This is a genomic window from Phaeovulum sp. W22_SRMD_FR3 (assembly GCF_052113705.1).
In the GTDB taxonomy this organism is placed as follows: domain Bacteria; phylum Pseudomonadota; class Alphaproteobacteria; order Rhodobacterales; family Rhodobacteraceae; genus JBGQOG01.
Genome location: NZ_JBGQOG010000012.1, coordinates 12,590 through 30,472, shown reverse-complemented (window position 1 = coordinate 30,472; position 17,883 = coordinate 12,590). Strand labels below are relative to the sequence as shown.

Annotated in this window: 18 protein-coding genes; 12 read left to right on the top strand and 6 right to left on the bottom strand. The window is 64.4% G+C overall.

Annotation, left to right across the window (positions count from 1 at the left end; genetic code table 11):
* Window positions 1-62: 62 nt before the first annotated feature.
* From ACEN2S_RS15015 to ACEN2S_RS15000, 4 genes are read right to left on the bottom strand one after another with little or no spacing between them, the layout of a single operon-like run.
* A complete protein-coding gene (locus tag ACEN2S_RS15015) occupies window positions 63-395 on the bottom strand; it encodes a hypothetical protein (protein WP_441867210.1) in 333 nt (110 codons plus the stop codon).
* Window positions 392-1,279, bottom strand: coding sequence for an NAD(P)-dependent oxidoreductase (locus ACEN2S_RS15010; RefSeq protein ID WP_441867207.1), 888 nt, complete (start codon window positions 1,277-1,279; stop codon window positions 392-394). The genes ACEN2S_RS15015 and ACEN2S_RS15010 overlap by 4 nt, the downstream gene beginning before the upstream one ends.
* Window positions 1,276-1,779, bottom strand: a complete 504-nt coding sequence (locus tag ACEN2S_RS15005) for a gluconokinase (RefSeq protein ID WP_441867205.1) — start codon at window positions 1,777-1,779, stop codon at window positions 1,276-1,278. The genes ACEN2S_RS15010 and ACEN2S_RS15005 overlap by 4 nt, the downstream gene beginning before the upstream one ends.
* Complete coding sequence (locus tag ACEN2S_RS15000) at window positions 1,776-2,537, bottom strand: SDR family oxidoreductase (RefSeq protein ID WP_441867457.1); 762 nt, start codon at window positions 2,535-2,537, stop codon at window positions 1,776-1,778. Before ACEN2S_RS15000 ends, ACEN2S_RS15005 begins: the two co-directional genes overlap by 4 nt.
* Before the next feature lie 102 nt (window positions 2,538-2,639).
* Here ACEN2S_RS15000 and ACEN2S_RS14995 point away from each other — a divergent pair, with 102 nt between their 5' ends.
* Together ACEN2S_RS14995 and ACEN2S_RS14990 are read left to right on the top strand one after the other, a co-directional pair.
* Complete coding sequence (locus ACEN2S_RS14995) at window positions 2,640-3,587, top strand: 2-hydroxyacid dehydrogenase (protein WP_441867202.1); 948 nt, start codon at window positions 2,640-2,642, stop codon at window positions 3,585-3,587.
* Window positions 3,588-3,611: 24 nt separating this feature from the next.
* Window positions 3,612-4,646, top strand: coding sequence for an L-idonate 5-dehydrogenase (locus ACEN2S_RS14990; protein ID WP_441867454.1), 1,035 nt, complete (start codon window positions 3,612-3,614; stop codon window positions 4,644-4,646).
* Between the two features lie 48 nt (window positions 4,647-4,694).
* On the opposite strand, the gene ACEN2S_RS14985 is transcribed toward ACEN2S_RS14990, so the two are convergent.
* Complete coding sequence (locus tag ACEN2S_RS14985; RefSeq protein WP_441867199.1) at window positions 4,695-5,117, bottom strand: GlcG/HbpS family heme-binding protein; 423 nt, start codon at window positions 5,115-5,117, stop codon at window positions 4,695-4,697.
* Window positions 5,118-5,183: 66 nt separating this feature from the next.
* On the opposite strand from ACEN2S_RS14985, the gene ACEN2S_RS14980 reads away from it, so the two are divergent.
* Together ACEN2S_RS14980 and gndA are read left to right on the top strand one after the other, a co-directional pair.
* Window positions 5,184-6,083: an SMP-30/gluconolactonase/LRE family protein gene (locus ACEN2S_RS14980; protein WP_441867196.1), complete on the top strand. Its 900-nt coding sequence runs from the start codon at window positions 5,184-5,186 to the stop codon at window positions 6,081-6,083.
* A complete protein-coding gene (gndA, locus tag ACEN2S_RS14975; protein ID WP_441867193.1) occupies window positions 6,080-7,489 on the top strand; it encodes an NADP-dependent phosphogluconate dehydrogenase in 1,410 nt (469 codons plus the stop codon). Before ACEN2S_RS14980 ends, gndA begins: the two co-directional genes overlap by 4 nt.
* A 22-nt stretch (window positions 7,490-7,511) precedes the next feature.
* Here the strand turns inward: gndA and ACEN2S_RS14970 are convergent, their stop codons facing one another.
* Complete coding sequence (locus ACEN2S_RS14970; RefSeq protein WP_441867190.1) at window positions 7,512-8,519, bottom strand: LacI family DNA-binding transcriptional regulator; 1,008 nt, start codon at window positions 8,517-8,519, stop codon at window positions 7,512-7,514.
* A 176-nt stretch (window positions 8,520-8,695) separates the two neighbouring features.
* Between ACEN2S_RS14970 and ACEN2S_RS14965 the strand changes: the two genes are divergently transcribed.
* The 8 genes from ACEN2S_RS14965 to ACEN2S_RS14930 all read left to right on the top strand — a co-directional run bounded on the left by ACEN2S_RS14965 (window position 8,696) and on the right by ACEN2S_RS14930 (window position 17,815).
* Window positions 8,696-10,201 carry a sugar ABC transporter ATP-binding protein gene (locus ACEN2S_RS14965; protein WP_441867187.1) on the top strand — a complete coding sequence of 502 codons (1,506 nt, stop codon included), beginning with the start codon at window positions 8,696-8,698 and terminating at the stop codon, window positions 10,199-10,201.
* Window positions 10,202-10,212: 11 nt separating this feature from the next.
* Complete coding sequence (locus ACEN2S_RS14960; RefSeq protein ID WP_441867185.1) at window positions 10,213-11,235, top strand: ABC transporter permease; 1,023 nt, start codon at window positions 10,213-10,215, stop codon at window positions 11,233-11,235.
* Between the two features lie 32 nt (window positions 11,236-11,267).
* Window positions 11,268-12,356: a substrate-binding domain-containing protein gene (locus tag ACEN2S_RS14955; protein WP_441867182.1), complete on the top strand. Its 1,089-nt coding sequence runs from the start codon at window positions 11,268-11,270 to the stop codon at window positions 12,354-12,356.
* 216 nt (window positions 12,357-12,572) lie between these two features.
* Window positions 12,573-13,742, top strand: coding sequence for a cation diffusion facilitator family transporter (locus tag ACEN2S_RS14950; RefSeq protein WP_441867179.1), 1,170 nt, complete (start codon window positions 12,573-12,575; stop codon window positions 13,740-13,742).
* An 84-nt stretch (window positions 13,743-13,826) separates the two neighbouring features.
* Window positions 13,827-16,322 (top strand): heavy metal translocating P-type ATPase, encoded by a 2,496-nt coding sequence (locus tag ACEN2S_RS14945; protein ID WP_441867176.1) that lies wholly within the window; start codon window positions 13,827-13,829, stop codon window positions 16,320-16,322.
* Window positions 16,319-16,714, top strand: a complete 396-nt coding sequence (gene cueR / locus ACEN2S_RS14940) for a Cu(I)-responsive transcriptional regulator (RefSeq protein ID WP_441867173.1) — start codon at window positions 16,319-16,321, stop codon at window positions 16,712-16,714. The genes ACEN2S_RS14945 and cueR overlap by 4 nt, the downstream gene beginning before the upstream one ends.
* A 91-nt stretch (window positions 16,715-16,805) precedes the next feature.
* Window positions 16,806-17,207 carry a DUF2177 family protein gene (locus ACEN2S_RS14935; protein WP_441867170.1) on the top strand — a complete coding sequence of 134 codons (402 nt, stop codon included), beginning with the start codon at window positions 16,806-16,808 and terminating at the stop codon, window positions 17,205-17,207.
* 305 nt (window positions 17,208-17,512) lie between these two features.
* A complete protein-coding gene (locus tag ACEN2S_RS14930; protein ID WP_441867167.1) occupies window positions 17,513-17,815 on the top strand; it encodes a hypothetical protein in 303 nt (100 codons plus the stop codon).
* The last annotated feature ends 68 nt before the right edge of the window (window positions 17,816-17,883 follow it).

Below are 17,883 nucleotides of genomic sequence, written 5' to 3'. Positions count from 1 at the left end.
TGCAAGTGGCCCGCGCTGCGGGCAACGGCGGGGCAGCGCACTGCCCCGCCCCAGGCATCGCGTCAGAGAACCACCTCGTTCGCCTGGGTGACGTGGTGATGGATCCGCCCGGTGAAATAGCGCGCGAGCACGGATTCCGTGGCTTCCTTGCTTTCGGCGCGCACCGGGCTGGCCAGCGCGGTATTGACCGCCGCCAGATCCGGATAGCTGATGGCGAGGATCAGCGGAAATTCCGGCGCGCCCTCGTCGCGGAACTCGGCAAAGTTCACGCGGACGGCCAGAACGCCCGGGAAAGCCTGCCATTTCGGCAGAACCTCTTCCAGAATGGCCTTGCGGAAGGCCTCGGTCTGGCCCTCGTGGATCTTGCCTTCGAACAAAGCAAAACGGGTAATCATTGGAACAGCTCCTTGTTGGGTCCCTTGAAATATTCCATCAGCGCCGCCTGATCCTCGCCGCCCAATCCGGCGGCGGTCAGCATACGGTGCACTTCGGCGCAGACCGCGGTCAGCGGCATCGGCGTATGGGTCAGCCGCGCCAGATCCTGCGCGCCGTTCAGATCCTTGACCATATTGTCGATGCGGCCCGTGCGGCGGTAATCCTTGGTCACATAGCGCGGCATATATTCCTGCAAGATTGCGCTGTCGGCCCGCCCGCCTTTGAGGGCGAGCGGAATTTTCGCCGCATCCACCCCGGCATCAAGTGCCAGTTGCGTGGCCTCAGCCACCGCCAGAAAGTTCAGCCCGCAGAGCACCTGATTGATCAGTTTGGTGGTCTGCCCGGCGCCGCTCGGCCCCATATGGGTGTAGTTGCTGGCGACATGTTGCAGCACTTCATGCGCATCTGCGACATCCTGTGCCGCGCCCCCTGCCATCAGCGTCAGCTGTCCGATCAGCGCCTTCGGCGCACCGCCGGAGAGCGGGCTGTCAACCCAACGCAACCCCTTGGCCGCCGCATCTGCCGCCAGCGCCTTGGTTGATTCCGGGTCGATCGACGACATGTCGATGATCAGCGTGCCAGGCTTTGCCCCTTCGGCAACACCACCCGGGCCAAAGACCGCGATCTGCACCACTTTGGGGGAATTCAGGCTGGTGATCACATAATCCGCCTCTGCGGCAGCGGCCGCCGCCGTTTCCGCCGCATGGGCACCAAGCGCCACCAGTTCGGCCACCTTGGCTTTGTCGAGGTCAAACACCGTCAGATGCTGGCCGGTTTCCACCAGACGGGCGCCAATGGCCCCGCCCATCGCACCGGCGCCGATCAGGGCGACTTTCAGGCTCATGGCAATTCCTCCAATTGCGCGACCAGCGAGGCGACGACATCCGCCATCGGCTGATCAATATTGACACTCAGGGCCCGCTCCTCCGGCCCCGGCACCTCCAGCGTGGCAAACTGGCTGTCCAAGAGCGCAACGGGCATGAAATGCCCCTGCCGCGCTGACATCCGCGCCTCGATCACCGCGCGGCTGCCCGCCAGGTGTAAAAATGTGACCGGCGCGCCTGCCGCCGCCGTGATCCGTTCACGGTAGACCCGGCGCAGGGCCGAACACCCGATGATCAAGACCCTCTCGGGTGCTGCCAAAGCCGCGCCGACCAGATCGAGCCAGGGCCAGCGGTCGGCATCGGTCAGCGGCTCGCCCCGGCTCATCTTGTCGATATTGGCCTGCGGGTGCAGATCGTCGCCGTCGCGGTAGCGGCCGCCGATCCGGGCCGCCAAAGCCGCCCCGACCGAGGATTTGCCGCAGCCCGCAACCCCCATCAGGACCATACGGCGCGGGATCATAGCGAAGCCGTGATGCCGCCATCCACGTAAAGCGTGTGGCCGTTGACGAAACTTGAAGCTGCCGAGGAGAGGAAGATGCAGGCCCCCACCAGCTCCTCGACATTGCCCCAGCGCCCGGCGGGGGTGCGTTTTTCCAGCCATGCCGAGAAATCGGCATCGGCCACCAGCGCCGCGTTCAGCGGCGTGTCGAAATAGCCCGGCGCGATGGCATTGCACTGCAGCCCGTATTTCGCCCAATCGGTCGCCATGCCTTTGGTCAGATTGCCCACAGCGCCTTTGGTGGCGGTGTAGGGCGCGATTCCCGGCCGCGCGAGCGCGGTCTGCACCGAGGCGATGTTGATGATCTTGCCTGCGTGGCGCGCAATCATATGCCGCGCGACCGCCTGCCCCACGTTGAACACGCTGGAGATATTGGTGCGCAAGAGGCGCTCAAACGCTTCCGCCGGGAAATCCTCGAGCGGGGTGCGGTGCTGCATCCCGGCATTGTTCACCAGAATGTCGATGGCGCCGGTTTCGGCCTCAAACCCGTCCACCGCCGCCCGCACCGCCGCGTGATCGGTGGCGTCAAAGGCCAAAGTATAGACCGTGGCCCCCTCACCGCGCAGCACATCCGCCGCCGCCGCGAGTTTCGCCAGATCGCGCCCGTTCAGCACAATCTCGGCGCCCGCCGCCGCCAGACCCCGCGCCAAAGCAAAGCCGATGCCCTGCGACGAGCCGGTCACCAGCGCGCGCTTTCCGGTCAGCTTGAACAGTTCGATTCCATCCGCCACGGCAATTCTTCCTTTTGCATCTCGACATCTTCCGTCACCTCCGTTTATGTTATCGATAACATCCGCAGTCAAGGGACGGAATCACGTCAGATGAGCAAAGTTGAAATTCTTCAGGTCGGCCCCTACCCCGAATGGGACCAAGTGCCGCTCGATGCCGCTTTTACCATGCACCGCTATTTTGAAGCAGCGGATAAAGCGGCGTTTCTGGCGGAGGTTGGCGGCAATATCCGCGGCATCGCCACCCGGGGCGAGCTGGGCGCCAACCGCGCGATGATCGAGGCTTTGCCGAAGCTTGAGGTGATCTCGGTGTACGGCGTGGGCTATGACGCGGTGGATCTGGCCGCCTGCCGCGAGCGCGGGATTCGCGTCACCAACACGCCGGACGTGCTGACCGCCGATGTCGCGGATCTGGGCGTCGCGATGATGCTCTGCCTTTCGCGTGGGATGATCGGTGCCGAAGCCTGGGTGAAAGACGGCTCCTGGGCCGCCAAGGGTCTTTACCCGCTGAAAAACCGCGTGCATGGCCGCCGGGCCGGTGTGCTGGGTCTGGGCCGGATCGGCTTTGAGGTCGCCAAACGTCTGGCGGGCTTTGACATGCAGATCTCTTATTCCGATGTCTCTGCCAAAGACTATGCGCCGGACTGGACCTTTGTCGCCGATGCGGTCGAGCTTGCCCGCAATGTCGATTTCCTGTTCGTGACGCTGGCGGCCTCCGCCGCCACCCGGCACATCGTGGGCCGCGAGGTCATCGAAGCGCTTGGGCCGGAGGGGATGGTGATCAACATCTCGCGCGCCTCCAACATCGATGAAGAGGCGCTGCTGGCCGCGCTTGAGGCGAAAACGCTGGGCTCCGCCGCGCTCGACGTGTTTGAGGGGGAACCGGCGCTGAACCCGCGCTTCCTGAAGCTCGACAATGTGCTGCTGCAACCGCACCACGCCTCGGGCACCTTCGAGACCCGCAAGGCGATGGGGAAACTGGTGCGCGACAATCTGACCGCGCATTTTGCCGGTCAGCCGCTGCTGACCCCGGTGCTGTGAGGGAATGACCCGATGACCGAGATGATGAAAGCCATCGTGATCCATGCCGCGAAAGACCTGCGGATCGAGGATCAGCCGGTGGAAGAACCCGGCGCCGGACAGGTGCAGATCCGCATGGCCACCGGCGGTGTCTGCGGCTCGGATTTGCACTATTACAACCATGGCGGTTTTGGCGCGGTGCGGCTGAAACAGCCGATGGTTCTGGGCCATGAGGTCGCAGGCTATGTGACAAAATTGGGTGCAGGCGTCGAAAACCTCAAGGTTGGTCAACTGGTTGCCGTGTCACCTTCGCGTCCTTGCAATGCCTGCAAATACTGCCTGCAAGGGCTGCAGAACGAATGCCTGAACATGCGCTTCTATGGCTCGGCCATGCCTTTTCCCCACATTCAGGGCGCGTTCCGGGAAGTGCTGGTGGTCGAGGACAGCCAATGCGTGGTGGCCGATGGTTTGACCCCCGGCGAAGCCGCGATGGCAGAGCCGCTCTCGGTCTGTCTGCACGCCACCCGCCGCGCGGGTGAGATGCTCGGCAAACGGGTGCTGATCACCGGGGCGGGTCCGATCGGCACGCTCTGCCTGCTGGCCGCACGGCGTGCGGGCGCGGCCGAGATCGTCATGGTCGACATTGCGGATTCGGTCTTGGAATTTGCCAAAAGCCTCGGTGCCGACCGGGTGATCAACTCGATGACGCATCCCGAGGAACTGGCGGCTTATGGCGCGGACAAGGGCACGTTTGATGTGCTTTATGAATGCTCGGGCGCGGCCCCGGCGCTGAACGCGGGCATCACCGCCCTGCGTCCGCGCGGGGTGATCGTGCAGCTTGGCCTCGGGGGCGACATGTCGCTGCCGATGATGGCGATCACCTCCAAAGAGTTGGAGTTGCGCGGTTCTTTCCGTTTTCATCAGGAATTCGCCATGGCGGTGGAGCTGATGAAATCCGGCCTGATCGATGTGAAACCGCTGATCACCCACACGCTGCCGCTCGCGCAGGCGGAAGAGGCATTCAAGATCGCCTCGGACCGCAGCACGCTCAGCATGAAGGCACAGATCACCTTCAGCTAAGGCATTGGCGCCGAAAACAAACGGCCCGGCGCAAGCCGGGCCATTCCCTCACGTCGGCATATCGGCGCCAACCGCGCGCAGCGCGGCCTCGGCCACCTGCGCATCCTGCGCGCCGCTGCCCGAGCCGACACCGATCCCGCCCAGCAGCATGCCGCCAATGCGGATCGGCAAGCCACCCTGCAGCCCTGTCACCGCGCCGCCGCTTGCCGCCGCGATCGCCGGGCGTACCGCCTCGGGAATGTTCTGCGACGGCGCCCCGATAGAGGCCGCGGTCAAGGCCTTGGCCCGCGCCGACTTCCGGCTCAGAAACCTTGCGCCAGTCATGCGGATCTCACCCAGCAGCTCGCCGCTCGCGTCGACAATCACCACGCATTGCGGCTGCCCCATCGCCTCGGCCTCGGCCACCGCCGCATTCAGCATGGCCAGCACCGCCCGATGTGTCAGGATGGCCTGGGTTTGCACGAAGTCCATGTCACTTGTCCTTTCAAATTGACCGGCGCATGTGTTATCGATAACAAAAATCGGGGAGGAACACCAATGACCTTTTTCGAGAGCTATGATCCGGCCTTTGACCGCTTCATTCTGGGCAATGCGCCGGTGAAACGTCTGGCCTCCGGCTTTGACTGGGTGGAGGGGCCGGTCTGGTTTGGCGATGCCGATTGTCTGCTGTTTTCGGACATTCCGAACAACCGCATCCTGCGCTGGCATGCCGAAACCGGGATCAGCACCTACCGCAGCCCGTCAAACTTTGCCAATGGCCATACCCGAGACCGCCAGGGCCGCCTGATCTCCTGCGAGCATGGTCTGCGGCGGGTCACGCGGACCGAGCTGAACGGATCACTGACGGTGATTGCCGACAGCTATCAGGGCAAGCCATTGAATTCCCCCAATGATGTGGTGGTAAAATCCGATGGCAGCATCTGGTTCTCTGACCCGCATTACGGCATCATGAGCGATTATGAGGGCTTCCGCGCGACGCAGGAACTGCCCTGCAATGTTTACCGCGTGGACCCGGCCACCGGGCAGATCACCGCAGTGTTGACCGATTTCAACTGCCCGAACGGATTGGCATTTTCGCCAGACGAAACCCGGCTTTACGTCGCCGATACCGGGCGGATGTATCAGGGTGACCCGACGCATATCCGCATGTTTGAGGTGGGCGCGGCGGGCGGCCTCTCCGGCGGCGCGGTGTTTCACAGCATCAACCCCGGTGTCGCCGATGGCTTCCGCCTCGACCGGCAGGGCAATATCTGGTCTTCGGCCAAGGACGGGGTGCATTGCATCACCCCCGAAGGCCAGCTGATCGGCAAGATCCTCGTTCCCGAGCGGGTCTCGAACCTCTGCTTCGGCGGGCGCGCGAAAACGGTGATGTTCATCACCGCCACCACCAGCCTTTATTCCATCCACCTGAACTGCCAAGGAGTGCAAACCCCGTGACCCAACCTACCATCGGCCTGATCGGCCTTGGCACCATGGGGGCGATGCTCGCCCTGAACATCGCCGAAAAGGGCTTTCCGATCGCGGTTTTCAACCGCACGACGGCCACGACGCAGAAATTCCATGCCGAGGCGGACGATCTGGCCCCGCGCATCACGCCCTGCGACAGCCTGCCCGCGCTGGTCGCGGCGATTGCCAAGCCGCGCGCGATCATCCTGATGGTGCCCGCAGGTGCCGCCGTTGATGAGCAGATCGCCGCGCTGCGCCCGCTGCTCGATGCCGATGACCTGATCATCGACGCGGGCAATGCCAATTTCCACGACACCAACCGTCGCGCGGCCGAAGCTGCCGCGAGCGGCACCCGCTTCCTCGGCATCGGCGTCTCGGGCGGCGAAGAAGGCGCGCGGCATGGCCCTTCGATCATGGGCGGCGGCGAGGCGGCGGATTGGGCGCGGGTCGAGCCGGTGCTCTCGGCGATTTCCGCGAAATATGAAGGCCAGCCCTGCGCCACCTATATGGGTCAGGCCGGGGCCGGGCATTTCGTGAAAACCGTGCACAACGGGATCGAATATGCCGATATGCAAATGATCGCCGAGGCTTATGGCGTCATGCGCGACGGTTTGATGATGAATGCCAGCGATTGCGGCATCACCTTTGACCAGTGGAACGCCGGGCCGTTGCAATCCTATCTGATCGAGATTTCGGCCAAGGTTTCGCTCGCCGAAGACCCGAAAACCGGGGCGGCGATGCTGGATGTGATCCTCGACCGCGCGGGTCAAAAGGGCACCGGTCGCTGGACAGCGATTGAGGCACAGCACCTTTCGGCCCCGATCCCGGTGATCGAGGCCGCCGTGGCCGCGCGCAACATGTCGGCGCAGCTCGACACCCGTAAAGAAGGCGAAGCGATCTTTGGGGCCGCGCCCCAGCACATCGCCCCCGGCGCCATCACCCGAGAGGATCTGGAATCCGCGCTGATCGCCGGGAAAATCCTCTGTTACACGCAGGGTTTTGCGCTGCTGGCCGCGGCCAAACCGGCCTTTGGCTGGGATTTGCCCCTGCCCGCCGTGGCGCATGTCTGGCGCGAGGGCTGCATCATCCGCTCGTCAATGCTGAACGACATGTCGATTGCTTTGGCCGAGGATCCGGCGCGCAATCTGATGTTCGCGCCTTTCTTCACCGAGCTGCTGAAATCCAGCCATGGATCCCTGCGCAAGGTGGTGTCGCTCGCCATGGCTTCGGGTCTGCCGGTGCCGGCACTGGCGGCGGCGCTGTCCTATTTCGACATCATGCGCACCGGGCGTTCCACCGCCAATATGATCCAGGCGCAGCGTGACTTTTTCGGCGCGCATGGGTTTGAGCGGTTCGATGCGCCGGGCGCGCATCATGGCCCCTGGGGCAATCACTAAACCCCGCGCGGGCGCTGCGGCCTCAGGCCGTGGCGCCCGGCACCAACCTTGTGGCAATCAGCGTCACATCGGCGCAAGGCTCGCCCCGCAGCCGTGCCACCAACAATTCGGCGGCGCTTTTCCCCAGATTGATCGTCGGCACCACCGTCGTCGTCAGCCGTTTCGGCAGGATCGAGGCGGCCTCCATCCCCCCCCATCCGGCAATCGCCAGCCGCCCCGGCACATTGATGCCCTTAGCCGCGCAATAGGCCAGCCCGCCGATGGCCATCTCGTCATCATGGAAATAGAGCGCATCGAGATCGGGCCGCCGCGAGAGGATGGTTTCCGTGCCGTAATAGCCCGCGTAAAACCCGGGCCTGTCGTGCAAAATCTCGCTCTCCTCCAATCGCAGCCCGCCCTCGGCCAGGGCCCGGGCGAAACCCTCGCGCCGCGCATGGCCCTGCGTCCCCGCCCCGGCCAACGCCCCGACAAAGCCCATGCGCTGCCGCCCCCGCCCCACCAGAAAGCGCCCCATCTCAAAGCCGCAATCTCCATGGCTGAAGCCGACCGAGAGGTCGATGGGCCGGGTGTTCAGATCCCAGATCTCCACCACCGGCACCGCGGCCGATTGCAACAGCTCCAGCGTCGCCCGGCTGTGCTCGCGCGAGGACAGGATCACCCCAGCGGGCCGCCAGGAGACGAGGCTTTTCAGCCATTCCTCCTCGGCCTCCGGTTTTTGATCGTGGCTGCCGATCATCGTCTGATAGCCCAGCCGCGAGAGGGTGTGGTCGATGGTTTCCAGCACTTCGGCAAACAGCCGCGAGGTCAGGCGCGGCACGCAGACGCCCACCAATGTCGACGCCCCGGTGGTGCCAAAGGCCGCCGCCAGTCGATTCGGCACATAGCGCAGCCGGTCCACTTCGCGCAGCACCTTGTCGCGGGTTTCTTCGGAAAATCCGGTGCCGCCGCGCAGCACCCGGCTGACGGTCATTTTTGAGACCCCGGCGGCGCGGGCAATCTCTTCCAGTCCGGCGGTTGTTTTTTTCGTCATTTCAGAAACTTACCGGAGAGTTCAGGGGATTCAAGCCCGTTTGTGAGGCGTAATGTTATCGATAACTAATATCTTGACTTATGGCCGGACTGGCCTGATTGTCATTCATAACGTTACCGATAACGTAACGAAAAACTACCAAAAACACCACGGGAATCCAGGGGAGGGGAGGAACGATGGCGACCAATGATGGTCTGTTCTTCGACCGCATCGTCAAATCCTTCGGCGGCACACAAGCGCTGCGCGGCGTCTCACTGCGCGTCGAGCGCGGCGAGATTGTGGCGCTGCTTGGCGAAAATGGCGCCGGCAAATCCACGCTGATCAAGACTTTGGGCGGCATCCATCGCCCCGACAGCGGTCAGGTCTGTATTGACGGCGTGCCCTATGCGCATGTCGCGGGCTCGGTCAGCCAAAAGCAATCGGTGGCTTTCATCCACCAGGACCTCGGTCTGGTGGAATGGATGTCGGTGGCCGAAAACATCGCGCTGGCCGTGGGGTATGCCCGCCGCCCCGGCCCCTTTGGCGGGCGGATCGATTGGGAAGCGACGAACGAGCGCGCCCGCGCCGCGCTGGCCTTGGTCGAGGCCGATTTCGCGCCGACCGCCCGCATCTCGAGCCTGACCCGTACCGAGAAATCGCTGGTGGCGATTGCGCGGGCGCTGGCGGTGGAATGTGATTTTCTGGTGCTGGACGAACCGACCGCCAGCCTGCCCGCCGATGAGGTCGAGCGGCTGTTCTCGGCCCTGCGCCCGCTGAAGGCAAAGGGCGTTGGCATGATATATGTTTCGCACCGGCTGGATGAGATCTTTCAGATTGCCGACCGCGTGGCGGTGCTGCGCGACGGACAGATGGTGGGGATGCGCGATGTCAGCCACACCTCGCCCGAGGATCTGGTCAGCCTGATCGTCGGCCGCAAAGCGCGCGAAATTGAACGCCCGGAGGTGCAGACGGGCGGGGACATCCTGACGCTGACCGATCTGAAAACGCCGATGGTCGGGCCGGTCTCGCTCTCGATCCGGCGCGGAGAACTCCTGGGCCTTGTCGGTTTGCGCGGTGCCGGGCATGAGGATGTGGGCCGCAGCCTGTTCGGCCTCGTGCCGCATCAGGGTGAGGTGCGGCTGGAAGGGGCCTGCCCCGATCTGCGCTCGGCGCAAACGGCGATGCAGGCGGGCATCGGTTTCGTCGCCCGCGACCGGGTGGTGGAGAGCATCGCGCCGCAGCTGTCGATCCGGGAAAACGCCTTTCTCAACCCTACCGCCGCCGGGCGGAACCTCTTCAACTTCCGCAGCCGTGCGAGCGAGACCGGTGCCGCTTTGGTGCTCGGCCGCCGCGTCGGCCTCTCGCCGAATGACCCGTCCTTGCCGATCGAGGCCCTCTCGGGGGGCAATCAGCAAAAGGTCGTGGTCGGGCGCTGGCTGGACACGGGGCGCCGCCTGCTGATTGCCGAAGACCCGACGGCGGGGGTGGATGTCGGTGCCAAGGCCGAGATTTATCACTTGCTGTTCAATGCCTTGTCGAGCGGGATGGGGGTGCTGGTCGTCTCCACCGATTTTGAAGAGATTGCCAATATCTGTCACCGCGCGCTGGTGTTCAGCCGGGGCCAGGTGGTGGCCGAGCTGTCGGGCGCGCAACTCTCCACCCAATCCCTCATTCAGGCCGCCTCGGCCTCAGAAGCTGCCTGATCGGAGCCATCATGCCCTCCATTGAATCCAATGCCATCGAGCCGACCCGCGACGAACTCGCCGGTCTCAGCCTGCCCCGCCGTCTGGCCCGCCTTGCCCCCACCTATGGGCTGGTGATCCTGATGTTCGGGCTGATCGTGCTCTTCTCGATCCTCTTGCCCGACACCTTCCCGACCAAGCTGAACCTGCGGGCAATCATTTCGGACAAGGCGATTATCGCCCTCCTGTCCCTCGCCGCGATGATCCCGATGGTGGCCGGACGCATCGACCTGACCGTCGGCTACGGCATTGTTTTGTGGCACGTTTTGGCGATTTCGCTGCAAACGATGTATGGTCTGCCCTGGCCCATTGCGGTGCTGGTGGTGGTGGCGCTCGGTGCCTTTGTCGGCCTGTTGAACGGTATTCTGGTCGAGGTGGCGCGCATCGACAGCTTCATCGCCACGCTGGGCACCGGCACCGTGCTTTATGCGCTGGCGCTGTGGCACACCGGTGGGCGGCAGATTGTCGGCATGTTGCCCGAGGGGTTCTATGCGCTGAATGGCACCTTTGTGTTCGGCCTGCCGATCACCGGGTTTTATGTGCTGGTGATCACCGTGGTGCTCTGGCTGGTACTGGAATACACGCCGATCGGCCGTTTCCTTTACGCCATCGGCGCCAACCAGCGCGCGGCAGAGCTGAACGGCATCCCCACCCGCAAATTCGTGATTGGAGCCTTCATCACCTCGGGCGTGCTGACCGCGGTAACCGGCGTTCTGCTCGCCTCGAAACTCAGGATCGGGCAGGCCTCGGTGGGGCTGGAATACCTCTTGCCCGCGCTGGTCGGCGCCTTTCTCGGCTCGACCACCATCAAACCGGGGCGCGTCAACGTCTGGGGTACCATCGTCGGTGTGGTGATCCTCGCGGTCGGCATCTCCGGCATCCAGCAATCCGGCGGCTCGTTCTGGGTTGAGCCGATGTTCAACGGCGTCACCCTGCTCATTGCCATCGGCATCGCAGGCTATGCCCAACGCAAAAAGGGCGCAGCCAAGCGCTGAGCCCGACCAACAGCAGTTCAGGGAGGAACAACATGCTGAGACGGACCTTTATGGCGACGGTGGTGTCGCTGATCGCGGCGACCCCGCTCTGGGCGGATGCCATTTCCGATGCGATGGCCGATGTGCAGAAATATGCCGGCAAAAAGGCGGTGTGGGACGGCCCGACCAGCGGCCCGAAAGCCGCCGAGGGCAAGACGATCGTCGTCCTCGCTGCCGATATGAAAAACGGCGGTATCCTCGGGGTTACCAATGGTGTTGAGGAAGCGGCGGCGAAAATCGGCTGGACGGTGCGGGTACTCGATGGTGCTGGCTCGATCCAGGGGCGCACGGCGGCCTTTGGTCAGGCGATGGCGCTGAAGCCCGATGGCATCATCATCAATGGCTTTGACTCGGTTGAGCAGCAATCGGCGATGGGCGAAGCCCGTGCCGCCAACATCCCGATGGTCAGCTGGCATGCCTCGCCGGTGATCGGCTCGGATCCGGCCAATGGCATCTTTGCCAATGTCTCGACCGATGCGATGGAAGTGTCGGCGGCGGCGGCGAAATGGGCCTTTGCCGATGCGGGTGGCAAGCCCGGCGTGGTGATCTTTACCGACAGCACCTATGCGATTGCCATCGCCAAAGCCGACAAGATCAAAGAGACGATCGAGAGCCTTGGTGGCACGGTTCTGGAATATGTGGACACGCCGATTGCCGATACATCGAACCGTATGCCCACGCTGACAACTGCACTTTTGCAACGTTATGGCGCGAAATGGACGCATAGTCTGGCCATTAACGACATCTATTTCGACTTTATGGGCCCTTCGCTCGCGGCAGCAGGCATCCCCGGAGACGGCGCCCCGAAATCGGTGGCGGCGGGGGACGGATCGGAGAGCGCCTATCAGCGGATCCGCGCCAGCCAGTATCAGGCGGTAACGGTGGCAGAGCCCCTGAACCTGCAGGGCTGGCAGCTGATTGATGAGCTGAACCGCGCCATTTCGGGCGCGGAATGGTCGGGCTACACCTCGCCGCTGCATGTGGTCACCAAGGAAAACATCAGCTTTGACGGCGGCGACAAGAACATCTTTGACCCCGAGAATGGCTACCGCGAGGAATATGCGAAGATCTGGGGCAAGTGATCTGATCCCCCCGGGCGGGACCCTGATCTGCCCCCCGCCTGGGTCCCCGGACCAACCTCGGGGTCTGATGTTCCCGTGAAATCGGTCAAATCACCCGAAGGGGCCACGTTCCGCGTGGCCCCTTTTGGCAATGGGTTCTGGAACCTCGCCGCGGAATGCGCATTGATGGAGGAGCGTGCGCCGCGCGCTGATCGCCCGACAAAGAAGGGGAACGATATGACCCATGACGCCGAAGCCGCAGCCTCTGATCATGCCGCGGGCACGGCCGAGACGCCCGAAACTGTGGCGCCCCGGCAAGCGGGGGACGCAGCGCGTGAACCTGCCGCCAGCGCGCGTGAAGGCCACGATCAAGAGGGGCATGACCAAACCGGCCACGCGCACATCGGTCACAATCACGCCAACCACGATCATACCGGACACACCCACGACAGCCACGGGCACATCGGTCACGAGCACGCGCACAGTCACGCGGGCGCGCATGCCGGTCATGCGCATGCCCCCGAGGTGACCGGACAGAATGAAAAACTGGTGTTCATCGGGTTTTTGCTGACCTTTGGCTTCATGCTGGCCGAGGCGGTGGGGGGCGTTCTTTCCGGCTCGCTCGCGCTTATTGCGGATGCGGGGCATATGTTGACCGATGCGGCGGCGCTGGCTTTGGCCTGGGCCGGTTTCCGCTTCGGGCGGCGGCAGGGCGACGCACGGCGCACGTTTGGCTATCTGCGTCTCGAAATTCTGGCGGGCTTTGTGAATGCGCTGGCGCTGATCATCCTAATCGGCTGGATCACCTTTGCCGCCGTCGAACGGCTTTTCGATCCGCAGCCGGTGCATTCCGGGCCGATGATGGTGATTGCCGTGCTCGGGCTTTTGGTCAATGCGGGGGTGCTGGCACTGTTGATGCGGGGCGACCGCGGGCATCTGAACATCCGGGGTGCGATGGTGCATGTGATGGGCGATCTGCTCGGCTCGGTCGCGGCGATTGCGGCCGCGGTGGTGATCTATGTCACCGGCTGGACGCCGATTGATCCGATCCTGTCGGTGCTGTTGTCGCTGCTGATCCTGCGCAGCAGCTGGCTTTTGCTGAAGAATGCGCTGCAGATTCTGATGGAGGGCGTGCCGGATGGCATCGCGCTGGACGATATCCGTCAGCATCTGCGCGCGCGCGTGCCGGGGCTCGACGACGTCGCGCATATCCATGTCTGGTCGATCACCTCCGGCAAGCCGGCGGCAACGATGGAAATCCGGCTGACCGCTGGCGCGGACCCCGCCAGCTGCGTCGCCGCCACCAAAGCCGCATTGGCCTTGGGATTTGGCATCGCGCACAGCACGGTTGAAATTGACTGGGCCCGTACCGACCCCGAATGCCCTCTGGCCCCTGCTCCGGCCTGAGCGACTATTTCACACGGGGGGCTTGACCTTCCAGTGACGGGAACCCCTATCTGAGGAAGGAACCCCTGCCAATGGAGGCCCGCCATGACCGATCTGACCGAAACCCGCGTGCATGTCACCGGCATGAGCTGCGCCTCCTGCGTCGGCAGGGTGGAGCGCGCGCTGCGGGCCCTTCCCGGGGTTGAGACGGCAGAGGTCAATCTGGCCTCCGAAACCGCGGCGGTGCGCCATCACGCACCGATGGATGTGGCGGGCATTGTGGCAGGCCTGCAGGCGGCGGGCTATCCGGCGCAGCAAGAGACGTTGACGCTGGAGGTGACGGGGATGACCTGCGCCTCTTGTGTGGGGCGGGTTGAACGGGCGTTGCAGGCGGTGCCGGGGGTGACGGCGGCAGAGGTGAACCTCGCGTCCGAGACCGCGCAGATCACCTATGTCGGGGGCGCCGCCACCGCCCAAAGCCTGATCGCAGCGGTCAAAGGTGCGGGCTATGTGGCGCATGAAAAGGATGACGCCGCGCCGAGGGTGGACCGCAAGGCCGAAGAGGCCGAGGGGCTGCGCCATCAGCTGATCTATGCCGCGGTGTTGGCGGGGCCGGTCTTCGTGCTGGAAATGGGCGGGCATCTCATCCCCGGCTTTCACCATGCGCTGATGGGGCTGGTCAGCAGCCAGACCCTGCGGCTGATCGAGTTTGTGCTGACCACATTGGTCCTTGCAGGCCCGGGGCGCGCCTTCTACCGCCTTGGCTTTCCGGCCCTGTTCAAAGCCGCGCCCGACATGAATTCGCTGGTCGCGCTGGGAACCAGTGCCGCCTATCTTTATTCGGTCACCGTCACTTTTCTGCCCGGCCTTTTGCCCGAGGCCGCCCGCAACGTCTATTTCGAGGCGGCGGCGGTGATCGTGGTGCTGATCCTGCTTGGCCGCTATCTTGAGGCGCGGGCCAAGGGCCGCACCGGTGCCGCCATCCGCAAACTCGCCGGCCTGCAACCGCGCACCGCCCGCATCCTGCGCGACAGGGAAACCGTCGAGGTGCCGATTGCCGAGATCGTCGCCGGAGACCTTGTGGTCCTGCGCCCCGGCGAGCGGATCGCGGTGGATGGCACGGTGACCGAAGGCAGCAGCTATGTGGATGAGAGCATGATCACCGGCGAGCCGGTCCCGGTTGAAAAGATGCCCGGCGCCGAGGTGGTGGGCGGCACGGTGAATGGCACCGGCGCGCTGACCTTTCGCGCGACACGGGTGGGCTCGGCCACAATGTTGGCGCAGATCATCCGTCTGGTGGAAGAGGCGCAGGGCGCGCGCCTGCCGATTCAGGGGCTGGTGAACCGCATCACCCTCTATTTCGTGCCGGGCGTGATGGCGCTGGCGGCGCTGACCGTGGCGCTGTGGCTGGCGTTCGGACCCAGTCCGGTGCTCAGCCATGCGCTGGTGGCAGGCGTGTCGGTGCTGATCATCGCCTGCCCCTGTGCCATGGGCCTTGCCACGCCCACCTCGATCATGGTGGGGACCGGGCGCGCCGCTGAACTGGGGGTGCTCTTTCGCAAGGGCGATGCGCTGCAAAGCCTGCAATCGGTGGGCGTGGTGGCCTTTGACAAGACCGGGACGCTGACGCTCGGCCATCCGGTGCTGACGGATCTGACGCCCGTGGCAGGCCATGACGAAGACATCACCCTCGCCCGGATCGCGGCGGTGGAGGTGCGCTCGGAACATCCCATCGCGCAGGCCATTGTGGCGGCGGCGGCAGAGCGGGGGATCACGCCCGATCCGGTGGAGCACTTCGAGGCGCTGACCGGGCGCGGTGTGCGGGCAGTGGTGGCGGGCGATGCGGTGCTCTTGGGCAATGCCCGGTTGATGCGGGATGAAAACATCGACCCCGCGCCGCTGGAGGCGGAAGCCGCGCGGCTGGGGGCTGAGGGCAAGACGCCGATCTTTGCCGCGTTGAGCGGGCAGCTGGCGGCGGTCCTCGCCGTCTCGGACCCGATCAAGCCGGGCGCTGCCGAGGTGATTGCCGCGCTGCACGGTCAGGGGCTGAAAGTGGCGATGATCACCGGCGACAGCCGCGCCACCGCCGAGGCTGTTGCGCGCAAGCTGGGCATTGACCATCCGGTGGCCGAAGTCTTGCCCGAAGGCAAAGTGGCGGCCCTGAAGGCGTTGCAGGAGGGCGGGACGCCCCTCGCCTTTGTCGGGGACGGGATCAACGACGCGCCCGCGCTGGCCAGTGCCGATGTGGGGATAGCGATCGGCACCGGCACCGATGTGGCGATTGAAAGCGCGGATGTCGTGCTGATGTCGGGCGATCTGGCGGGGGTGGTGAATGCCTTTGCGGTCAGCCATGCGACCATGGCGAACATCCGGCAGAACCTGTTCTGGGCCTTTGGCTATAATGCCGCGCTGATCCCGGTGGCGGCGGGGGTGCTCTACCCCTGGAACGGGGTGTTGCTGTCGCCCATGCTCGCGGCGGGGGCGATGGCGCTCTCCAGCGTCTTTGTCCTCAGCAACGCCCTGCGCCTGCGTTTTGTGGCAGCGCAAATGCCCGAGGCCAAGGCGCCCGCAGGCCCGGGCGTACAGGAGGCCGTTGCATGAACATTGGAGATGTGGCGAAACGGGCGGGCCTGCCCGCCAAGACCATCCGGTATTATGAGGACATCGGACTGATCTCGGCCGCGCGGGGCGCCAACGGCTATCGGCATTTTGCCGAGGCCGATCTGCATAAACTGGCCTTTGTCGGCCGCGCCCGCAGCCTCGGGTTCAGCATCGAGGATTGCCGGGCGCTGCTCGCCCTCTACGAGGACAAGACCCGTGCCAGCCATGATGTCAAAGCGCTGGCCGCGCAGCATCTTGCTCAGATCGGTCAGAAAATTGCCGAGCTGACGGCGATGCGCGACACGCTCAGCGATCTGGTGGCCTGCTGCGGCGGCGATGATCACCCCGACTGCCCGATCCTCAACGATCTGGCGGCGGGCCCTGTCCGGTAAACGCAGCGCGGCAAACGATTTGAGGCGGGAGCGGTCCGCTGCCTCTTGCGGCGCCACCTTCGCGCGCTAGTTCAGGCGAAAGGAGATCCGGATGGCGCAAATTGTACTCTTTCTTTCGACTGCGGTGGTGTTTCTGGCATTGGATGCCGTGATGCTGACCCGGGTGATGCATCCGCTGTTTGCGCGGCATCTGGGCGCGCAGCTGCTGACCGAGATCCGGATGGTGCCGGCGGTGGTGTTCTATCTGGGCTATGTGCTGGGGATATTGGTGCTGGTCAGCTGGCCTGCCCTGCGCGACGGCCTGCCGCTGCGCGCGCTCTGGCGCGGCGCGGTGCTGGGCGCAATGGCCTATGGCACTTATGAACTCACCAGCTACACGATCATGCGCGATTGGCAGCCGAGCATGGTGGCGGTCGATCTGATCTGGGGCAGCGTGCTGACCGGCATCTCTGCTTGGGCCGGGGTGCAGATCACCCGCGCCCTGATCGGCTGAGCGCCGTCCCGCGCAGGTCCTTACCGAGGGGGCTGTGCGCGGGCGCACCTTTCCGTTAAACTCACCCTCCTGCTTGTGGGGCAACCTGGTTGTGCGCCCCCTTTGCTGTGGCTGACATGGGGAGGAATGCGCCGGATGCCGCCGTGCGATGTCGAAAAATTCTGGTTACGTCTTGATCCCCGGCGAGAAAGCCCTGTCTTGCGGGGGAAAAGTCGCGCGTCGTTCAGATTATCGAAATCTTGTTCTGCGCAACTCAGGATGACATTCACCACGGACCGGTTCTGAACAAGATGATCTGTAAAGAGTTGCACCAAGCCCTTGAAACTGCACAATCCGCCTATCAGGCGCTGTCCCGTGATGGTGCCTTACGTGACTGCGGCACCGATGACGGCGACCGTTTTCTGGCCCGTTCGGCCGAATACGCGCGACTTTTGGCCGCGGGGCGCACGATCGCGACGCTGGGCGGGCTGAACATGCTGCGCCATGCGCGCACCCGGCTTTTCCCGAATGACGACAGCCTGTCGCATGCTGCCGCGCGCGATCTGGCGCATTTGTGGCAAGGGCTTGAGATGTATGACTGCGCGCTGCCGCCCCGCCGGGTGCATTGACCCAAAGGATGATATGCCGGGGCTGGGCCACGGCGCTCCCGCATGCCGCGCTCGCGACCGTGTCGTTC